General features: G+C 68.4%; 15 protein-coding genes. 5 read left to right on the top strand and 10 right to left on the bottom strand.

What is annotated here, in order from left to right; all coding sequences use genetic code 11:
* Positions 1-18 precede the first annotated feature (18 nt).
* The 9 genes from G3580_RS00965 to def all read right to left on the bottom strand — a co-directional run bounded on the left by G3580_RS00965 (position 19) and on the right by def (position 12028).
* Positions 19-2916, bottom strand: a complete 2898-nt coding sequence (locus tag G3580_RS00965; RefSeq protein ID WP_173763487.1) for a formate dehydrogenase subunit alpha — start codon at positions 2914-2916, stop codon at positions 19-21.
* Positions 2917-2927: 11 nt separating this feature from the next.
* Positions 2928-3146, bottom strand: a complete 219-nt coding sequence (locus G3580_RS00960; RefSeq protein WP_173763486.1) for a formate dehydrogenase — start codon at positions 3144-3146, stop codon at positions 2928-2930.
* A gap of 44 nt (positions 3147-3190) precedes the next feature.
* Positions 3191-3829: a TorD/DmsD family molecular chaperone gene (locus G3580_RS00955; RefSeq protein WP_217424571.1), complete on the bottom strand. Its 639-nt coding sequence runs from the start codon at positions 3827-3829 to the stop codon at positions 3191-3193.
* A 2-nt stretch (positions 3830-3831) separates the two neighbouring features.
* On the bottom strand, positions 3832-5859 hold the full coding sequence (locus tag G3580_RS00950; protein WP_173763485.1) for a 4Fe-4S binding protein: 2028 nt from the start codon (positions 5857-5859) through the stop codon (positions 3832-3834).
* A gap of 249 nt (positions 5860-6108) precedes the next feature.
* Positions 6109-8190, bottom strand: coding sequence for an ATP-binding protein (locus G3580_RS00945; protein ID WP_173763484.1), 2082 nt, complete (start codon positions 8188-8190; stop codon positions 6109-6111).
* Between the two features lie 6 nt (positions 8191-8196).
* The gene (locus G3580_RS00940) at positions 8197-9570 is read right to left on the bottom strand and encodes a sigma-54-dependent transcriptional regulator (RefSeq protein ID WP_173763483.1); all 1374 of its coding nucleotides are present in this window, start codon (positions 9568-9570) and stop codon (positions 8197-8199) included.
* 104 nt (positions 9571-9674) lie between these two features.
* The gene (htpX, locus tag G3580_RS00935; RefSeq protein WP_173763482.1) at positions 9675-10511 is read right to left on the bottom strand and encodes a zinc metalloprotease HtpX; all 837 of its coding nucleotides are present in this window, start codon (positions 10509-10511) and stop codon (positions 9675-9677) included.
* 71 nt (positions 10512-10582) lie between these two features.
* The gene (gene fmt, locus G3580_RS00930) at positions 10583-11515 is read right to left on the bottom strand and encodes a methionyl-tRNA formyltransferase (RefSeq protein WP_173763481.1); all 933 of its coding nucleotides are present in this window, start codon (positions 11513-11515) and stop codon (positions 10583-10585) included.
* 9 nt (positions 11516-11524) lie between these two features.
* Complete coding sequence (def, locus tag G3580_RS00925; protein ID WP_173763480.1) at positions 11525-12028, bottom strand: peptide deformylase; 504 nt, start codon at positions 12026-12028, stop codon at positions 11525-11527.
* 172 nt (positions 12029-12200) lie between these two features.
* Between def and G3580_RS00920 the strand changes: the two genes are divergently transcribed.
* From G3580_RS00920 to G3580_RS00900, 5 genes are all read left to right on the top strand, one after another.
* Positions 12201-13226 (top strand): LysM peptidoglycan-binding domain-containing protein, encoded by a 1026-nt coding sequence (locus tag G3580_RS00920; RefSeq protein WP_173763479.1) that lies wholly within the window; start codon positions 12201-12203, stop codon positions 13224-13226.
* Positions 13227-13233: 7 nt separating this feature from the next.
* Positions 13234-14325, top strand: a complete 1092-nt coding sequence (gene dprA, locus G3580_RS00915; RefSeq protein ID WP_173763478.1) for a DNA-processing protein DprA — start codon at positions 13234-13236, stop codon at positions 14323-14325.
* Positions 14326-14338: 13 nt separating this feature from the next.
* Complete coding sequence (locus G3580_RS00910) at positions 14339-14806, top strand: DUF494 family protein (RefSeq protein WP_173763477.1); 468 nt, start codon at positions 14339-14341, stop codon at positions 14804-14806.
* Positions 14807-14997: 191 nt separating this feature from the next.
* Positions 14998-17478, top strand: coding sequence for a DNA topoisomerase III (locus tag G3580_RS00905; protein ID WP_173763476.1), 2481 nt, complete (start codon positions 14998-15000; stop codon positions 17476-17478).
* Positions 17475-18068 carry a DUF924 family protein gene (locus tag G3580_RS00900; RefSeq protein WP_173763475.1) on the top strand — a complete coding sequence of 198 codons (594 nt, stop codon included), beginning with the start codon at positions 17475-17477 and terminating at the stop codon, positions 18066-18068. Before G3580_RS00905 ends, G3580_RS00900 begins: the two co-directional genes overlap by 4 nt.
* A 120-nt stretch (positions 18069-18188) precedes the next feature.
* Here the strand turns inward: G3580_RS00900 and G3580_RS00895 are convergent, their stop codons facing one another.
* Complete coding sequence (locus G3580_RS00895) at positions 18189-18659, bottom strand: Dps family protein (protein ID WP_173763474.1); 471 nt, start codon at positions 18657-18659, stop codon at positions 18189-18191.
* Between the last annotated feature and the right edge of the window lie 9 nt (positions 18660-18668).

Below are 18668 nucleotides of genomic sequence, written 5' to 3'. Positions count from 1 at the left end.
TTGTTTCCTCCTCGATGCTCAGGCTTTGGCGATCTGGCAGACCGTGCTCTTGGTTTCCTGCATCATGGTCACCACGTCGTAGCCGTAGGTGGTGGCGGTATTGACCGCTTCACCGCGCACGATGGGCGCCGCGCCTTTCGGGTAGTACTTGAGCATGTCCTCGCCCATCCAGCGGCCGGAGAAGTGGAAGGGCAGGAACACCGTGTCGGCACCGACCCGCTCGGTGACCAGCGCACGCACCTTGATCTGCGCGCCGGTGGGCGAGCTCACCCACACCCAGTCCTTGTCCACGATGCCGCGATCGGCCGCCGCGCGCGGATTGATCTCCACGAACATGTCCTGCTGCAGCTCGGCCAGCCACGGGTTGGAGCGGGTCTCCTCGCCGCCGCCCTCGTACTCGACCAGGCGGCCGGAGGTCATGATCAGCGGGAAATCCTTGCCCACGTCGCGGTACTTCTCCTGCACCGTCTTGTACAGGGTCGGCAGGCGCCAGAACTTGGCCTTGTCGTCGTGGGTCGGGTACTTGTCCACCAGATCCGGGCGGGTGGAGAACAGCGGCTCGCGGTGCTTGGGCACCGGGTCGGGGAAGTTCCACACCACCGCCCGCGCGCGGGCGTTGCCGTAGGGCATGCAGCCGTGGTTCTTCATGACCACGCGGATGATGCCGCCGGACAGGTCGGTCTTCCAGTTCTTGCCCTCGGCTTCGGTCTTCTCGGCATCGGTGAGCTCGTCCCACCAGCCCAGCTTCTTGAGCAGCACGTCGGTGAACTCCGGATAGCCGAAGTTCAGGTCCGCCCCCTTGGAGGACGAGCCCTCGCCGGCCAGCAGCGACACCCCGTCGTGCTCCACGCCGAAGCGGGCGCGGAAGTTGCCGCCCCCGTCCATCACGTGGCGGGTGGTGTCGTAGAGGTTGGGCGAGCCGGGATGCTTGAGCTCGGGGTTGCCCCAGCACGGCCACGGCAAGCCGAAGTACTCGCCGTCGCAGGGGCCGCCCTCGGCCCGCAGCGTGGCCGGATTGAAGGTGGAGAGGTGCTGCATCTGCAGCTTCAGGCGCTCGGGCGACTGGCCGCTGTAGCCGATGGTCCAGGTGCCGCGGTTGACCTCGCGCAGGATGTCTTCCACGTCGGGCTCCATCCAGCCCTTGGCGTCCTTGTTGAGCTTGATGTTCTTGCAGAACTGATCCGCGAAGCCGAACTTCTTCGCGAACGCGTACATGATGGTGTGATCGGGCTTGGACTCGAACAGCGGCTCGATCACCTTCTCGCGCCACTGCAGCGAGCGGTTGGACGCGGTCACCGATCCGTAGGTCTCGAACTGGGTCGCCGCCGGCAGCAGATAGACGCCGTCCTGACGCACCTTGGCCGCCATCGACGCGGTGGCCGACGGATAGGGATCGACCACCACCAGCAGCTCCAGCGCCTTCATGGCCTCGAGCATGTCCTTGCCGCGGCTCTGGGAGTTGGGGGCCATGCCCCAGAAGATCTGCGCCTTGATGTTGGCCGGCTGATCCATGAGCTCGGTGTTCTCGGTGACCCCGTCGATCCAGCGCGACACGGTGATGCCCGGCTTCTGCATCATCTCCTCGCTGGCGAAGCGGCCTTTCATCCAGTCGTAGTCCACGCCCCAGACGCGGCACCAGTGCTTCCACGAGCCGGCCGCCAGGCCGTAGTAGCCCGGCAGGGAGTTGGGGTTGGGGCCGATGTCGGTGGCGCCCTGCACGTTGTCATGGCCGCGGAAGATGTTGGTGCCCCCGCCCATGATGCCCACGTTGCCCAGCACCAGCTGCAGGTCGCACATCATGCGGGTGATGGCGTTGCCGATGGTGTGCTGGGTCTGGCCCATGCACCACACCACCGTGGACGGCCGGTTCTTGGCCATGGTCTCGGCGATGAGGCGGATCTGCGCATCCGGCACCCCGGTGGCGTCCTCCACCTTGTCCGGCGTCCACTGCATGGCCTCCTCGCGGATCTGGTCCATGCCATAGACCCGGTCGGCGATGTACTTCTTGTCTTCCCAGCCGTTCTCGAAGATCGTGCGGATCACCCCGTACAGCAGCGGGATGTCCGAGCCCGAGCGCAGGCGCACGTAATGGTCCGCCTTGGCCGCGGTCCGGGTGTAGCGCGGATCGGCCACGATCACCTTGGCGCCGCCCTCCTTGGCATGGAGGATGTGCAGCATCGACACCGGATGCGCCTCGGCGGCGTTGGAGCCGATGAAGAAGATCGCCTTGGCGTGCTGCATGTCGTTGTACGAGTTGGTCATCGCCCCGTACCCCCAGGTGTTCGCCACGCCCGCCACGGTGGTGGAGTGGCAGATGCGCGCCTGGTGGTCGGTGTTGTTGGTGCCGAACATGCGCACGAACTTGCAGAACAGGTAGGACTGCTCGTTCGAGTGCTTGGACGAACCGATCCAGTGGGTCGCGTCGGGGCCGTACTTCTCGCGGATGGCGAGGAGCTTGTCGCCGATCTCGTCGATGGCCTCCTCCCACTTCACGGCGACCCACTTGCCGCCGGAGAGCTTCATCGGCGTGCGCAGGCGGTGCTCGCCATGGCCGTGTTCGCGCACCGAGGCGCCCTTGGCGCAATGGGCGCCGAGGTTGATCGGGCTGTCGAACACCGGCTCCTGGCCCACCCACACGCCGTTCTTCACCTCGGCGTCGATGGCACAGCCGACCGAACAGTGGGTGCATACCGTGCGCTTGACCTCGACCGCGCCGTCACCGGCGGCCTTGGCCGCATCGGCCTGCCGGACCATGGTCAGCGGCAGGCTGGCGCCGACCGCGCCCACGCCGGCGGCGAAGCCGGACCGCTTCAGGAAGCTGCGCCGGTCGAGACGTCGGGGCGCGCCACCGCCCGCCAGGGCATCACGCAGCGCCGTCGACGCAGCGTTGCTCTTGCTGGATTTCTTGACAAGCATGATGGTCCTCCTCAGAGCCGCGTCGAACGGTAGTAGCGCGCCACATGGCCGGTCACGCGATAGCCTTTGCCCTCGCCCTCGGGCTCGGCCTTGGCCGCCTCCTCGGGGGTGGCGGCCCGGGCCGCACCGCTGACGGCGGCCAGACCGGCCGCGCCGGTGCCCGCCGCCGCGAACAGGAAGCTGCGCCGACCGAAGCTGGCCGGCCGTTTGGTCCGCATCTCGTCATTCATGGTCTTCTCTCCTGTCCGGCCCTCGGGCCGTGTCTTCTTGTCTCTCATTGCTCATACCCCAGCGCCCGCGCCTCGAGCATGAAGAAGGCCTGGGCGAAATCGGCCAGCGCGGCGTAGAACCGCGCCAGCGGGTTGGCGGACAGCGTGCGGCAGCACGGCGCGACCCACGGCTGCAGATGGCGGCGGTAGAAGCGCTGCTGCGCGTCCCAGTCACCGCGCTCGATGAGCAGGCGCATGACTTCGCACACGCTGGCGAGGTGGTCTTCCGGCTCGCCGTTGCCCGCCTGGCGCGCCAGCCCCAGCGCGGCCAGGTCGTCACGCAGCTCGGCCAGGGGTTTTTCCATCAGGAAGCCGGTGAGGACGACGGAGGCGTAGGGCAGCACCTCGGGCCGTCCGGTGCCGGTGAACAGCGCGGCCCATTCGAGCGCCACGGCGTCGGCCGACATCTCGCGCGCCACCTGCTGCAGGCCCTGCCAGGCGGTCGCCAGCGCCACCGCCTCGTCGAGCCCGGGGTCGGCGTCGAGCGCGGGGGCCGCGCCCAGCGCGCCGAGCGTGCCGGCATCGGGCGCCTGCGCCATCAGATAGGCAATCAGGCCGTAGAAGCCGGCCCGGTCGGCATCCTCGGGCGCCGGCGCGCCCGGCGCGGCGGTCAGATCGTCGATGGAGTCGAGTGCGTTCATCATGGTCAGTGGTCCAGCACGGACAGTTCGGAACGGCCGGCGGCCGGGGACATCATGTCCACCACCCGGCAATCGCCGCACATCTGCAGACGGCGGCGCTGCTCGGGGGACGCGAAGTGCGGGTTGCCGGCCAGCCGCTCGGCAATGCGCCCGACCGCGGCGCTGGAGCCGAACGGCTGGCCGCAGCGCACGCAGGTGCACGGCGGATCCTCGTGGAGGACCGTGGGCTGGCGCGCCTCGGGCGACAGGTTCAGACGGGCGGTCAGGCTCAGGGCGTCTTCCGGACAGGTCGCCACGCACAGGCCGCACTGCACGCAGCTGGCCTCGCGGAAGCGCAGCTGCAGGGCCTCGGGCGTCTCGGTGAGCGCCTTGCTCGGGCAGGCGCCGACACAGGACTTGCACAGGGTGCATCGGTCGCCGTCGATCTCGACCGTGCCGTACGGGCTCCCCGACGGCAGGGGCAACGGTGCCGGCGGCGTCGCGCCCGCAAGCTTCACCAGATGCTCGAAACACATCTCCAGCGTCGTGCGCTTGTCCTTCTGCGGGTGGAAGCGCGCCGCCTCGCCAAGCGCGGCGGGCACCGGCCCGGCCAGGGCGGCCCACAGGGTGTCGACATCCCCCGACACCGCCCGCGCACGCGCGCCGTCCGTGTCCAGCCCGAGCCCCTGGAGCACTGCCGTGGCGAACCCCGCCGCCCGCTGCGCCGAGGCCAGATAGGTGGCCGGCGCCTCGTCCGACTGCCACACCACCACCCGCGCAGCGCCGGCGCACAGGGCATACAGGATCAGATCCGGGCCGATGCTGGCGCCGTCATGCACGGCCAGCGGCAGCACATCGTCCGGCAGGGGGTCGGTCTCGGCGGCCACCTGCAGCGTCCGCGCCTGGGCGGCCCCGTGCAGGACCACGGTCGGCGCCGTCCGGTCCACCGCCTGCCAGGCCTGCAAGGCGGCGCGAAGGCGCGCGCCCACCTCGGGCACGGCGGGATAGTTGTAACGCATGGCGCCGGTGGGACACACGCTCGCGCAGGCGCCGCAGCCCATGCACAGGTAGGGCGCCACACGCACACCGTCGCCGTCGGCCTCGATCGCCGAGGTCGAACAGGTGTCGATGCAGCGCGAACACCCCTCGATGCGGTTGCGCGCATGGGCGCACAGGCTGGCCTGGTAGTCGAAGAAGCGCGGCTTCTCGAACTCGCCCACCAGTTCGGTCATCTCGAGCGCGGCCTCGGCGCACTTGAGCACATCGCCGCCCGGCGCGAAGTAGCCCTGGGGCGGGTGCGGCATCGTCAGGCGCGGCACCTCCGCCAGGTCGAGCACCAGGTCGAAGGTGGCCGTTCGCGGCGCGAACGAGAAATCGATCGCGCCGGCCTCGCACACCTCGATGCAGCGGCGCTTGTCGTTGCATCGCGCGGCGTCCACGTAGGCGGACACGCCATCGCGCACGATCGCATCGGAACTGCAGGCGGTGATGCAGGCGCCGCAACCGGTGCAGGTGGACGCATCGACGGCGTTGGCGGGCGTCCAGGCCACCCGGAACGCGCCCAGCCAGCCCGACACGCTCACCTGGCGCGCCCGATGCACCGGCACCTGGCGCGGCGAACTCGCCTCGAGCGGCGATTCGTCTTCGGCGAAGACGGTCACCTGCAGCCGTGCGTCGGCCTTGCCCTGCAGGCGCTGCGCCCAGGCCATGGCCTCCGGGCCGGCCCCGAGCACGGCCACCCGCCCCTGGCTGTCATAGGACACCGCATCGACCGGCGGGGGCTCGGGCAACTGCGCCATGGCCACCAGCGCCGCCAGCCGCGGCGCGGCCTTCACGCCGCCGGCGGCGTACTCTCTGGCGGGGAAGAAACGCAGCGGCGCATCGGACGCGGCCCGTTCGCCGAGCAGCGGCGCCTCGCGCATGCAGCCCACGGCGTCGGCCGCCAGTGGGGTGGAAGCGCGACAGGCAAGATCGACGATGTCGACATCCGCATCGAGCGCGGCGCGCGCGCGCTCGATGGCGCCGTCCTCGATCCGCCCCTGACAACGGCACAAGGCCACCCCTCCGGCCCCGCCCGACCGACTGTTGCTGGAATCCAAACTTGTCTCCTCGTGGCGTTATTCACGTCGGTGAACAACGCTTGGCACACGGACACGCGACTTGAGGCGCGCTTCGTCATGCAAGCCTTAGCGGCTTTCGTGCCAGGGAGAAAAACCTTTCAGGAACAAGGGGTTTGCGCCGGCCGGCCATCGCCCGCGCGGGACTTTTTGTCGCACCCTGCAGGCGCGACGGGACAAAATGTCTCAGTGCCCGTCAAAGTGCCAGCGGGAGCGGAATCCGGGCGCCGTCGGGCCTTCGGCGAAGTCGGCCTCACGCAGCAGCCAGACGTGAAAGACCGACCCCTCGCCCGGGGCGCTGTTGGCCGTGATGCGGCCACCGTAGCGCTGCACGAGCGTCTGGCTGATCGACAGGCCGAGGCCGGTGCCGCTGCCTTTCTTGGTGGTGAAGAAGGCGTCGAAGATCCGGTCGAGGTCGTCCTCGGCGATGCCGGGGCCGGTGTCGCTGACGCCGATGCGCACCCCGACCGGGTTCTCGCCATCCATCCAGTCCTCGCTGGTGAGCGTGAGCGTGCCGCCATCGGCCATGGCCTGGACCGCGTTGACGATGAGGTTGATGAGCACCTGCTGCAGTTCGCTGCGGTTGATTTCGACGCTCCCGGTGGCCGAATGCCGCTGCGCCACGGTCACGCCGCGTTTCTCGAGGGTGTGCCGCGCCAGCACCAGGCAATCGGCGATCACCGCCGGCACATCCACCGACTCGGCATAGCCGGCGAACTCACCCGGCCGGGCGAACTGCAGCAGCTTGGTGACGATCTGGCGGATGCGGTCCACCTGCTGGTGAATCAGGCGAATCTCTTCGCGGACCGGATCGGCCTGCGGGCCGAGAATGTCGGTGAGCACATCCAGATTGCCCTGGATGACCGCGACCGGATTGTTGATCTCGTGGGCCACGCCGGCCGTGAGTTCGCCCACCGCCGCCAGTTTTTCGCTCATGACGAGCTGTTGTTGCGCCCGGCGCAGGGTGTCGTTGGCCTCGGCCAGCTCGGCGGTGCGCGCGGCCACCTTGTGGTCGAGCTCGTCCGCCCATTGCTCCAGTTGCTCGCGCTTGCTGGCCAGCGAGTCGAGCAGGTGGTCGAATTCGCGCGCCACCCGGCCCAGTTCGTCCTCGCGCTCCAGTTCGCCGATGCGGGCCGCCGCATCGCCCTGCTCGATCTGGGCGATGACGCGGTTCATGCGCTCGACCGGCTTGAAGATCGCCCGGGCCCACCGCAACGACACGATGCTCCCGATCAAGGAGATGACCACGAACAGGCCGAACAGCACCCCCATCGCCATCTGCTTGGCGGTGCGCAGCGGCGCTTCGAGAAAGCCCACGTAAAGCATGCCGACCCGGCGGCCCGACCCGTCGATGAACGGCTCGTAGCCGGACACGTAGAAGTCGTTCACCACGAACGCGGTGTCGTGCCACACCTTGCCCTGACCGATGACGTAGTCGTACACGACCGCAGAGACCCGGGTGCCGAGCGCGCGCCGGTCTTCGAACAGCTTGACGTTGGTGGCCACCCGCGTGTCGCCGAGAAACAGGGTAGCGGTGCCCTGACTCCCCAGGGGCAGGGAGCCTTCGCGATAGACGATGGCATTGATGCGGTCGACCATCGCCAGGTTGCCGTTGAGCAGCACGCCTCCTTCGAGCACGCCGATGACGCGCCCGTCGAGATCGTGGATGGGTGCGGCGGCGTGGATCATCAGGCCACGATCCTCGCTGACTCGATCATCGGGCCGCGCCGCCGGTGTGGGCACCAGGGGCGTATGCGCCCGCACCGCCAGCGCCGGATCGATGGCGGCCAGTTCCTGCGCACCGAACACCTCGATGTGGGTACTTTCGTGCCCCGCCAGTGCCGCCGCCACGGCCGGCCACCGGGTGCGGTCGGGCAAGGCCGTCGGCGCACCGCGCGCGGCAGCCACCGGCCGCCCGGAGGCATCGAGGATCTGCAGGAAATCGACGTTGGAGCGCTTCAGTGCGGCCATGAGCAGCTCGCGCAGCCGCGCCTCGTCATCTCCCGGATAGGCCCGCGCCAGGCGAGCGGAATCGGCCAGACCCTGCAGGTCGCGCCCGACCCCCACCTTGACCCGGTCGAAGTACTCGTGGGCGATGATCAGGTCCGCGCGCACCTTCGATATCAACAGGCGCTGGTAGGCTTCGTTGCCCCAGGTCCACACCAGCACCAGCAGCACCGGCACCCCCACGAGCAGCGGCGCCAGCACCAGCGCCAGCATCTGGGCCCGGACCGAACGCCGCAGCGGAGCGAGCATACGCCGGAACATGCCGCCTCAGGGCACCGTCACGCCCCACTCGGCGCACTTGCGCTCGAGGGTCTTGCGGGAGACGCCCAGCAATTCGGCCGCGCGCGTCTTGTTGCCCTCGCACTGACGCAGCACCGCCAGGATATGGCGCTGCTCGACCTCCGCGAGGGTGAGCGGCAGCGCCTTGCCGTTGCCCCCCTGCTGGCTGTCGGCGTCCACCGGGAAGTGACCGAGAATCAGCGCCCGCTCGATGAAGTTGCGCAGCTCGCGCGCGTTGCCCGGCCAGGCGTAGCCGACCAGCCGCGCGGCCACCTCGGGGACGATGTCCAGCGGCGGCAGACCGATCCGGGTCGCCAGCTGCTGGTTGAACTGTTCCGCCAGCGGGGCGATGTCCTCCGGACGCTCGCGCAGCGGCGGAATGGTGAGGGTGAGTACCTCGAGGCGGTAGAACAGGTCCTGGCGGAAGCGGCCGGCGTCGACCTCGGCGCGCAGATCGCGGTTGGTGGCAGCGATGACACGCACATCCACCGGCACCTCCTTGGTGGAACCGACCGGCCGCACCCGTTGCTCCTCCAGTGCCCGCAGCAGCTTGGTCTGCAAGGCCAGCGGCAACTCGCCGATCTCGTCGAGAAAGAGCGTGCCGCCATTGGCATAGACGAACAGGCCACTGCGCGATTCCGAGGCGCCGGTGAAGGCTCCCTTGACGTGCCCGAACAGTTCGCTCTCGATCAGCTCGGGGGAGACCGCCGCGCAATTGACGGGCACGAAGGAGCGTGCCGCGCGCGCGCTCATGCTGTGCAGGGCCCGTGCGGCCAGCTCCTTGCCGACGCCCGACTCCCCCTGGATCAGTACCGTCGTGGGCGTGGGCGCGACCCGCTTGATGAGACTGTAGAGCTGGCGCATGGCCTGGGACGTCCCCACCAGGCCCACTTCACCCGACAGATCCGCCACTTCCCGGCGCAACACGTAGTTTTCGCGTGCCAGACGGGCACGCTCGAAACAGCGTTGCAGGGAATTGAGAATCTGATCGACGCGGAAGGGCTTGAGGATGAAGTCCGCCGCTCCGGCGCGCAGGGCGTCGATGGCGGTGTCCATGTCGGCGAAAGCGGTGATCAGGATCACGTCACCGGCGTAGGCGCCGGCGCGCAACTCGCGCAGCCACTCGAGCCCCGCCTTGCCCGGCAGGGCGATGTCGAGAATGATCGCGTCGAAGTGCGCGTCGGCCAGCAAGGCCGCTGCCGCCTCGGCGGAGTCGGCGGTTTCGACGAGCACGCCGCGAGCGCCCAGCGCCCGGGACAGAAAGCGACGCAACCCCATCTCGTCGTCCACCACGAGCACCGCATAGTCGGCCCAGGGGCCACGGGAGAGCGGCGCATCGTCAGGCAGTGCAGCATCATTCATCGGCTCGGGACCCCGGCAGTGCGCTGGACATCATTAGACCACGAGGGGACGGCACAAAAAAACGCGCGGCCAAAAGCCGCGCGTCGCATCGATGGGGGCGTCGATCAGGCCATGGCCCGCAGTCGCGCCACCCGCTCCTCGGTGCTCGGGTGGGTCGAGAACAGGCCACGCAGGCCGCCCCCGGACAGCGGGTTCATGATCATCATCTGCGCCGTCTCCGGATGCTCCTCCGCGGTGTGCATGGGGATGCCCCGGGCGTAGGCGTCGATCTTGGTCAACGCGTCGGCAAGGGCGTTCGGATCGCCGGAGATCTCGGCCCCGCCGCGATCGGCGCCGAACTCGCGGGTGCGCGAGATCGCCATCTGGATGAGCATGCCGGCCAGCGGCGCGAGGATCATCATGGCGATGGCGACGATCGGGTTGGGCCGGTCGTCGTCACGCCCGCCGAAGAACAGGCCGAACTGGGCGAGCATGGAAATCGCGCCGGCCACCGTCGCCGAAATCGTCGAGATGAGGATGTCGCGATGCTTCACGTGGGCCAGCTCGTGCGCCATCACGCCGCGCAGCTCGCGCTCGCTGAGCATCTGGATGATGCCCGTGGTGGCCGCCACGGCGGCGTTTTCGGGGTTGCGCCCGGTCGCGAACGCGTTGGGCTGCTGCTCCTCGATGATGTACACCTTGGGCATGGGCAGGCCGGCGCGGCCCGCCAGGTCGCGCACGATGTTGTACAGATAGGGCGAGCTGGTCGCGTCCACCTGCTTGGCGCGGTACATGCGCAGCACCATCTTGTCCGAGAACCAATAGGCCCACAGATTGGTGGCGCCACCGAACAGCAGCGCGAGCACCATGCCCTGCTGGCCACCGATGGCGGCGCCCACGGCACCGAAGAGGGCCACGATACCCGCCATCAGGATCGAGGTCTTCATCCAGTTTCCGAACATTGTCGTCATTCCTCCAGAAAAGCGCGGCCATCATGCCGCGCCCCATTTAGATGGGGGTCAGGGGAAAAGATTCAATCGGGCAGCGCGGCGCGATTGCCGGCCGCAATGCCGGTGCCCTGGAGGACCTCGCCGACGGGCTGGCGCCGCCCGCCGGGCTTTTGCGCCACGGTGACGCGCAGGGCCCCGCGACCGCAGGCGATCACCAGAGCATCGCCGTCGGCCGCCAGCACCGCACCGGGCTCGCCGTCGGCCTCGATCACCTCGGCCTGCCACAGCTTGAGGGCGAGCCCGTCGAATTCGGCCACCGCGCCGGGGAAGGGATTGAAGGCACGCACCGCGCGCTCCAGTGCCACCGCGTCGCGGCGCCAGTCGAGCCGGGCTTCGGCCTTGTCGATCTTGTGGGCGTAGGTGACGCCCGCCTCCGGCTGCGGGGTCGCCTCGAGGGCGCCGCGCGCCAGGCGTTCGAGGGCTTCGACGATCATCTCGCCGCCGAGGGTCGCCAGGGTGTCATGGAGACTGCCGGTGGTCGCCCCGGGCGGAATCGCCACCGCGCGTTCGAGCAGCATGGCGCCGGTGTCGAGCCCGGCATCCATCTGCATGATGGTGATGCCCGTCTCCCGATCCCCGGCCTCGATGGCGCGATGGATCGGCGCGGCGCCGCGCCAGCGCGGCAGCAGAGAGGCGTGGATGTTCAGGCAGCCGTGGCGCGGCAGATCGAGCACCGCCTGGGGCAGGATGAGCCCGTAGGCCGCCACCACCAGCACCTCGGGCGCCGCCGCGCGCAGCGCCGCCTGCTGTTCGGCGGTGCGCAGCTTCTCGGGCTGGTCGACGGCAATGCCGTGTGCGAGCGCCACCTGCTTGACCGGGCTGGGCGTGAGCTTCATGCCGCGCCCCGAACGGCGATCGGGCTGGGTGAGCACCAGCACCACCTCGTGGCCGGCGTCGATGAGCGCTCGCAGCGCCACGGCGGCAAACTCCGGCGTGCCGGCGAAGGCGATCTTCATGGGGACGACTCAGGCGGTGATGCGGGCGCGCTTGGCCAGCTTGTTCTTGATGCGCCCCTGCTTGAGCAGGGACAGGTATTCGACGAAAACCTTGCCTTCGAGGTGATCGAGCTCGTGCTGGATGCAGACCGCGAGCAGGCCGTCGGCCTCCAGTTCGAAGGGCTGGCCCTGGGTGTCGAGCGCCCGCACCCTGACCCGTTCGGCGCGCTTGACCTTGTCGTAGATGCCGGGCACGGACAGGCAGCCTTCCTCGCCCACCGTCTCGCCCGAACGCTCGAGGATTTCCGGATTGATGAAGGCGCGCAGCTCGTTGCGCTCCTCGGACACGTCGATGACGACCACCCGCTCGTGCACGTCGACCTGCGTGGCGGCGAGGCCGATGCCCGGTGCCTCGTACATGGTCTCGGCCATGTCGGCCACCAGGGTGCGGATGCGGTCATCCACCGCGGCCACCGGCCGGGCCTTGGTGTGGAGTCGTTCGTCGGGGTAGCGAAGGATGGGGAGAAGTGCCATAAATGCTTGCCGCGTTATGGGATTACGTGCAGAATTTCAAGTGATTTGCCATGCCCAATGATGCACGTTTGTCATCGGGACGCTCAACTTCCGGGAAATATGACCGTCATTAGACGGACAGATTCCCGGCAGGGCGTTGGAAATGCCGCCCGCATCAACACGGAAGCGAGTGATGATCCGCATTATATTCTCTCTGTTCATCGGCGTCGCCGCCGTCGTGCAGTCGGTCTCGGCCGCCGAGCCGGTACAGCTGGCTGCCAACGCGCCCGACAGTTACGTGGTCAAGAAGGGCGACACCCTGTGGGACATCTCCGGCAAGTTTCTGAGCCAGCCCTGGCGCTGGCCCGAAGTGTGGCAGATGAACCGCGACCAGATCCGCAACCCGCATCTGATCTACCCCGGTCAGATCATCGTCCTCGATCGCAGCGGCCCCTATCTGCGCTTGGGGCGCCGGGTCGGCCGCGACATCAAGCCGACCATCTACACCTCACCGGCGGATCAGGCGATCCCGAGCATTCCCCAGAATGAGATCGCCCCGTTCCTGACCCAGCCGCTGGTGGTGGACGAGAAGAACATCGCCCATTCGGCCACCATCGTCGCCACCCAGGAGAACCGGCTGTTCACCGGCCAGGGCGACACGGTCTTCGCCAAGGACGTGGATCCGAGCATCGACCAGTGGTACATCTACCGCCCGGCCCGTCCGCTCGAGGATCCGGTCACCAAGGAGGTGCTCGGCTACGAGGCCGTGCATCTGGGCAGCGCCAACGTGACCCAGCACGGCAATCCGGCCGTCCTCGAGATCACCCTGGCGAAGCAGGAGATCGGCACCGGCGAGCGCATGCTGCCGGCCGACCGCCCCGACCTGCTCTCGTATGTGCCGCATGCCCCCGAATCGAAGGTGGAAGGCCGGGTCATCGGCATCTACGGCGGCGTCAGCGAAACCGGCCGCCAGGGCGTGATCACCCTCGGCGTCGGCCAGCGTGACGGCATCGAGGTCGGTCATGTGCTCGCCCTGTACCGCTACCGCGGCGAGGTCGAATACAAGGACGAGGAGACCGGCGACAAGGAAACCTTCAACCTGCCCGAACATCGCTACGGGCTGGTCTTCGTGTTCCGCGTCTTCGATCGTGTCTCCTACGGGCTGGTGGTGGATGCCACCGCCCCGGTGAAGGTGGCCGACACGGTCCGCACGCCCTGACCCGGGCGTGACCGCCGACGCACTGCAGCACTGGTTACGGCTGACGCTCATTCCCGGCATCGGGGGTGAGCGTCAGCGTCGTTTACTCGCCACCTTCGGCCTGCCCGGTCAGGTCTTCGACGCCGGTCATGGCGCCCTCGCCCGCGTCGTCGGCGACAAGCTCGCCCATGCGCTGCGCGACCACGACGCCGGTGCCGCCATCGACGCGGCCCTGGCCTGGGCGGCGGAAGACGACAACCACATCCTGACCCTGGCCGACGGCACCTATCCGCGCGCCCTGCTCGACACCGCCGATCCGCCCACCCTGCTCTACGTCAAGGGCGACCCGGCGGCACTCAACCTGCCTGCGCTGGCGGTGGTGGGCTCGCGCAACGCCACGCCCCAGGGGCTGGACAACGCCGAGGCCTTTGCCCGCGCGCTGGCCGCCGACGGCCTGTGCATCGTCAGCGGCCTGGCGCTGGGTATCGACGGCGCCGCCCATCGGGGCGCCATGGCCGGTGGCGGTCGCACCGTCGCGGTCATCGGCACGGGGGTGGACCGGGTGTATCCGGCGCGCCACCGGGATCTGGCCCGTCAGATCGTCGCCCATGGCGCCATCGTCAGCGAATTCCCGCTCGGTACCCCGGCGGCGGCGCACAACTTCCCCCGCCGCAACCGGATCATCGCCGGGCTGGCCCGGGGCGTCCTGGTGGTGGAGGCGGCGCCCGGCAGCGGCTCGCTGATCACCGCCCGGCTGGCGGTCGAACAGGGGCGCGAAGTGTTCGCCATCCCCGGCTCCATCCACTCGCCGCTGTCGAAGGGCTGCCACCAGCTCATCCGCGAGGGCGCCAAGCTCGTGGAAACGGCCCAGGACATTCTCGAGGAACAGGCATTTGCCTCGATCAAGCCCGGCGCGGGCCCTGCCGAAGCGGCCGATTCGGCACCCTCGGCGGCCGACGGACCGCTGCTCGACGCCCTTGGATTCGACCCGGTCACCCTCGACACGCTGGCCGAGCGTACCGGCTTGACGGCGGATACGCTCTACGCCATGCTGCTCGACATGGAACTGGAAGGGCGAGTCAGCCGCCTGCCCGGCGGCCGCTTCCAGCGACAGGCATAAGGCAGGCTCCACCATGTTCGACGTCCTCGTTTATCTGTTCGAAAACTATCTTCACGCCGAGGCCTGCCCGGAGCCCGACCAACTCGTCAGACGGCTGTCGGCCGCGGGCTTCGAGGATGAGGAAATCAGCGAGGCGCTCGAGTGGCTGTCCGGCCTCAACGACGTGGCGGGTACCTACCCGCCCGCCGCCACCCCGGGCAGCGACACCTTCCGCATCTACGCCGCCGAGGAAATGCTCACCCTCGGGCGGGACGGGTGCGGCTTCATCACCTTTCTCGAGAGTGCCGGCGTGCTCGACCCGCGCACCCGCGAGCTGATCATCGACCGCATCATGGCGCTGCCCGACCAGCCCGTGTCCATGGGGCGCATCAAGGTGATCGTGCTCATGGTGCTGTGGCGCGAGGCCTGCCCGATGGACTCGTTGCTGGTCGATGAACTGCTGACCGAAGACGAAGCGTACGACGCCCCCGTCCTTCAGTAGGCGAACGCACTGCCGTAACAGCCCGGAAGCGCAGGTTTTTCGGTCGCCGTGAGCGGCGCCCTGGGGCCCGGTCGTCACCTCCGGCCGTCGGGCGGGAACTTGCAAGCGTCGCCGCGGCTTCCTTATCATGCCGCGCTCATCCACCTGATTTTCGGGAACCTCGCCGGCCTTTTCGGGCTCGCAGCCACGACATGAGCAAAACACTGATCATTGCGGAGAAACCTTCGGTCGCACAGGACATCGCCCGTGCGCTCGGCGGCTTCACCCGTCAGAAGGACTATTTCGAGTCGGACGACTACGTGCTGTCATCCGCCGTCGGTCACCTGCTCGAGCTGGCCGTGCCGCCCGACGAAGAGGTCAAACGCGGCAAGTGGTCGTTCGCCCACCTGCCGGTGATCCCGTCGCGGTTCGCGCTGCAGCCGATCAAGAAGAGCGAGGACCGCCTCAAGCTGCTCACCCGCCTGATCAAACGCAAGGACGTCGAGAGCCTGGTGAACGCCTGCGATGCGGGGCGTGAAGGCGAATTGATCTTCAACTTCATCGTCGAGCATTCGAAGACGAAGAAGCCGGTCCAGCGTCTGTGGCTGCAGTCGATGACGCCGGCGGCCATCCGCGACGGCTTCGCGCAGCTGCGCACCGCCGACGAGGTGGCCGGCCTGGCCGCGGCGGCCGTCAGCCGTGCCGAGAGCGACTGGCTCATCGGCATCAACGGCACCCGCGCCATGACCGCCTTCAATTCCAAGACCGGCGGCTTCCACCTGACCACCGTAGGCCGGGTGCAGACCCCGACCCTGGCCATCGTCATCGAACGCGAGAACCGCATCCGCCAGTTCAAGCCGCGCGACTACTGGGAGCTGCACGCCAGCTTCGCCTGCGCGGAAGGCGAATACCCCGGCCGCTGGTTCGACGAGAATTTCAAGAAGAACGACGACGAACACGCCCGCGCCGAGCGCCTGTGGGACGCCGACAAGGCCGAGGCGATCCGCGCCAAGTGCGCCGGCAAGCCGGGTACGGTGGAGGAAGCCTCCAAGCCGTCCACCCAGCAGTCGCCCCTGCTGTTCGATCTGACCAGCCTGCAGCGCGAGGCCAACGGCCGCTTCGGCTTCTCCGCCCGCGCCACCCTGCAGGTCGCCCAGGCGCTGTACGAGCGCCACAAGGTGCTCACCTATCCGCGGACCGACGCCCGCGCCCTGCCCGAGGACTACGTCGACACGGTCAGAGAGGTCATGGGCAACCTGCCGGCCGAATACAGCAAGTTCGCCAACGAGATCAAGCGCGAAGGCTGGGTGACGCCCAACAAGCGGATCTTCAACAACGCCAAGATCTCGGATCACTTCGCCATCATCCCCACCGGCACCGAGCCGAAGAAGCTCTCGGAACCGGAACAGAAGATCTACGACCTGGTGACCCGGCGTTTCCTGTCGGTGTTCTACCCGGCCGCCGAGTTCCGCGTCACCACGCGCATCACCCGGGTCGAGGGCGAAGCCTTCAAGACCGAGGGCAAGGTCCTGGTCAAGCCGGGCTGGCTGGTCGTGGTCGGGCGCGAGAAGAGCGGCGACGACGAACTGGTGGCGGTCGCCGACGGCGAACGGGTCAGCACCCGGGAACTCGAGGTGCGGGCCCAGCAGACCCGCCCCCCGGCGCGCTACAACGAGGCGACGCTGCTCTCCGCCATGGAAGGCGCCGGCAAGATGGTGGACGACGAGGAATTGCGCGCCGCCATGGGCGAACGCGGCCTCGGCACCCCGGCCACCCGCGCCCAGATCATCGAGAACCTCATCGGCGAGCAGTACATGCTGCGCGAGGGCAAGGAGCTGGTGCCGACCGCCAAGGCCTTCTCCCTCATCACCCTGCTCAAGGGGCTGGGGGTGTCTGAACTCACCTCGCCGGAGCTGACCGGCGAGTGGGAATACAAGCTCTCGCAGATCGAACGCGGCGCGCTCTCGCGCGACGCCTTCATGGACGAGATCGAGCGCATGGCCCAGGAGATGGTTGATCGCGCCAAGCGCTACGAATCGGACACGGTGCCGGGCGATTTCGTCACCCTGGGCACGCCGTGCCCGAAATGCGGCGGCGTGGTGAAGGAGAACTACAAGAAGTTCGCCTGCCAGTCGTGCGACTGGAGCACCTGGAAGATCGTCGCCAGCCGCCAGTTCGAGATCGACGAGATCGAGACCCTGCTGCGCGAGGGCCGGGTCGGGCCGCTGCTGGGTTTCCGCAACAAGATGGGCCGGCTGTTCAACGCCGAGATCGTGCTCAACGAGGACAAGCAGCCCACCTTCGATTTCGGCCAGCCGCGCGAATCCGAGAACGCCGAACCGGTGGACTTTTCCGATCAGCAGCCGCTGGGCCAGTGTCCCAAGTGCCAGGCGCGGGTCTTCGAGCACGGCATGGCCTACGTGTGCGAGAAGTCGGTGGGTCCGGACAAGTCCTGCGATTTCCGCTCCGGCAAGATCATCCTGCAGCAGCCCATCGAGCGCGAGCAGATGCACAAGCTGCTCGCCGAGGGCAAGACCGATCTGCTGCGCGGCTTCGTCTCCAACAAGACCAAGCGCAAGTTCTCGGCCTTCCTGGTGCGCAAGCCCGACGGCGGCGTCGGCTTCGAATTCGAGCCGCGCGCACCGAAAAAGGCCGCCGGCGCGAAGACCAAGGCCAAGAGCAAGACCGAATGACCGGGGTCGTCCCGCCGGAGGCGCGGGCGATCCTGGACTTCTGGTTCGGGGCGCCCGGCTCGGCGGACTACGGCCGCCAGCGGACGCTGTGGTTCCGCAAGCGCGCCGACACCGACCGCACCCTGCGCGCGCGCTTCGGTGCCCTTACCGACGCCGCCGTCGCCGGCGCGCTGCGCGAGTGGGAGGCGACCCCGCACGGCGCCCTGGCGCGCATCCTGCTGCTCGACCAGTTCACCCGCAACATCCACCGCAACACGCCGCAGGCCTTCGCCGGCGACACCCTCGCCCTCGACGCCGCCTGCCGCCTGATCGACTCGGGCGCACTGCAGCCCTTGATCCCGGTCGAACGCGCCTTCGTGTTCATGCCCTTCGAACACGCCGAGGACCTGGCGTGCCAGGACCGCGCGGTGGCGCTGTTCGAGGATCTGGCGCGCGAACACCCCGACTGCGACGGCATGCTCGACTACGCCCGCCGCCACCGCGAGGTGATCGCGCGCTTCGGCCGCTTTCCCCATCGCAACGTGATTCTCGGGCGCGAGAGCACCGCGGCCGAAAGCACCTATCTGGCGGAGCCGGGCAGCGGGTTCTGAGCGTTACGCGACGAGCGTCGGGCGGATAGACGACGAAGCCACGCCATCCGCCGGTCGTTGTGGTGAGCATCGCACGCCGGCACGAGCATGGACCGGCAGATGGCGCTGCGCTTATCCGCCCTACGCCGCCAACAGACTGCGCAGCATCCACGCCGTCTTCTCGTGCACCTGCATGCGCTGGGTCAGCAGATCGGCCGTGGGCTCGTCACCGGCCTTGTCCACCACCGGCATGAGCTCGCGTGCGGTCTTCACCACCGCCTCCTGGCCCTTGACCAGCAGGCGGATCATGTCGTCGGCGGCGGGCACGCCCTCGGGCTCCTTGATGCGCGTGAGCGATGCGAAGGCACCGTAGGTGCCCGGCGCGGGCTCCCCCAGGGCACGGATGCGCTCGGCGATTAGATCCACCGCCAGCGCCAGCTCGGTGTACTGCGTCTCGAACATCAGGTGCAGGGTGTTGAACATGGGCCCGGTCACGTTCCAGTGGAAGTTGTGGGTCATGAGGTAGAGGGTGTAGCTGTCGGCGAGCAGGCGCGACAGCCCCTCCGTAATCTTCTTGCGGTCCTTCCGGGTGATGCCGATATCGATGTCCATGATGCGTCT

It is taken from the genome of Nitrogeniibacter mangrovi (assembly GCF_010983895.1).
GTDB lineage: Bacteria > Pseudomonadota > Gammaproteobacteria > Burkholderiales > Rhodocyclaceae > Nitrogeniibacter > Nitrogeniibacter mangrovi.
The sequence above is the reverse complement of the archived record's forward strand: the minus strand, read 5'-3'. Positions and strand labels throughout refer to the sequence as shown.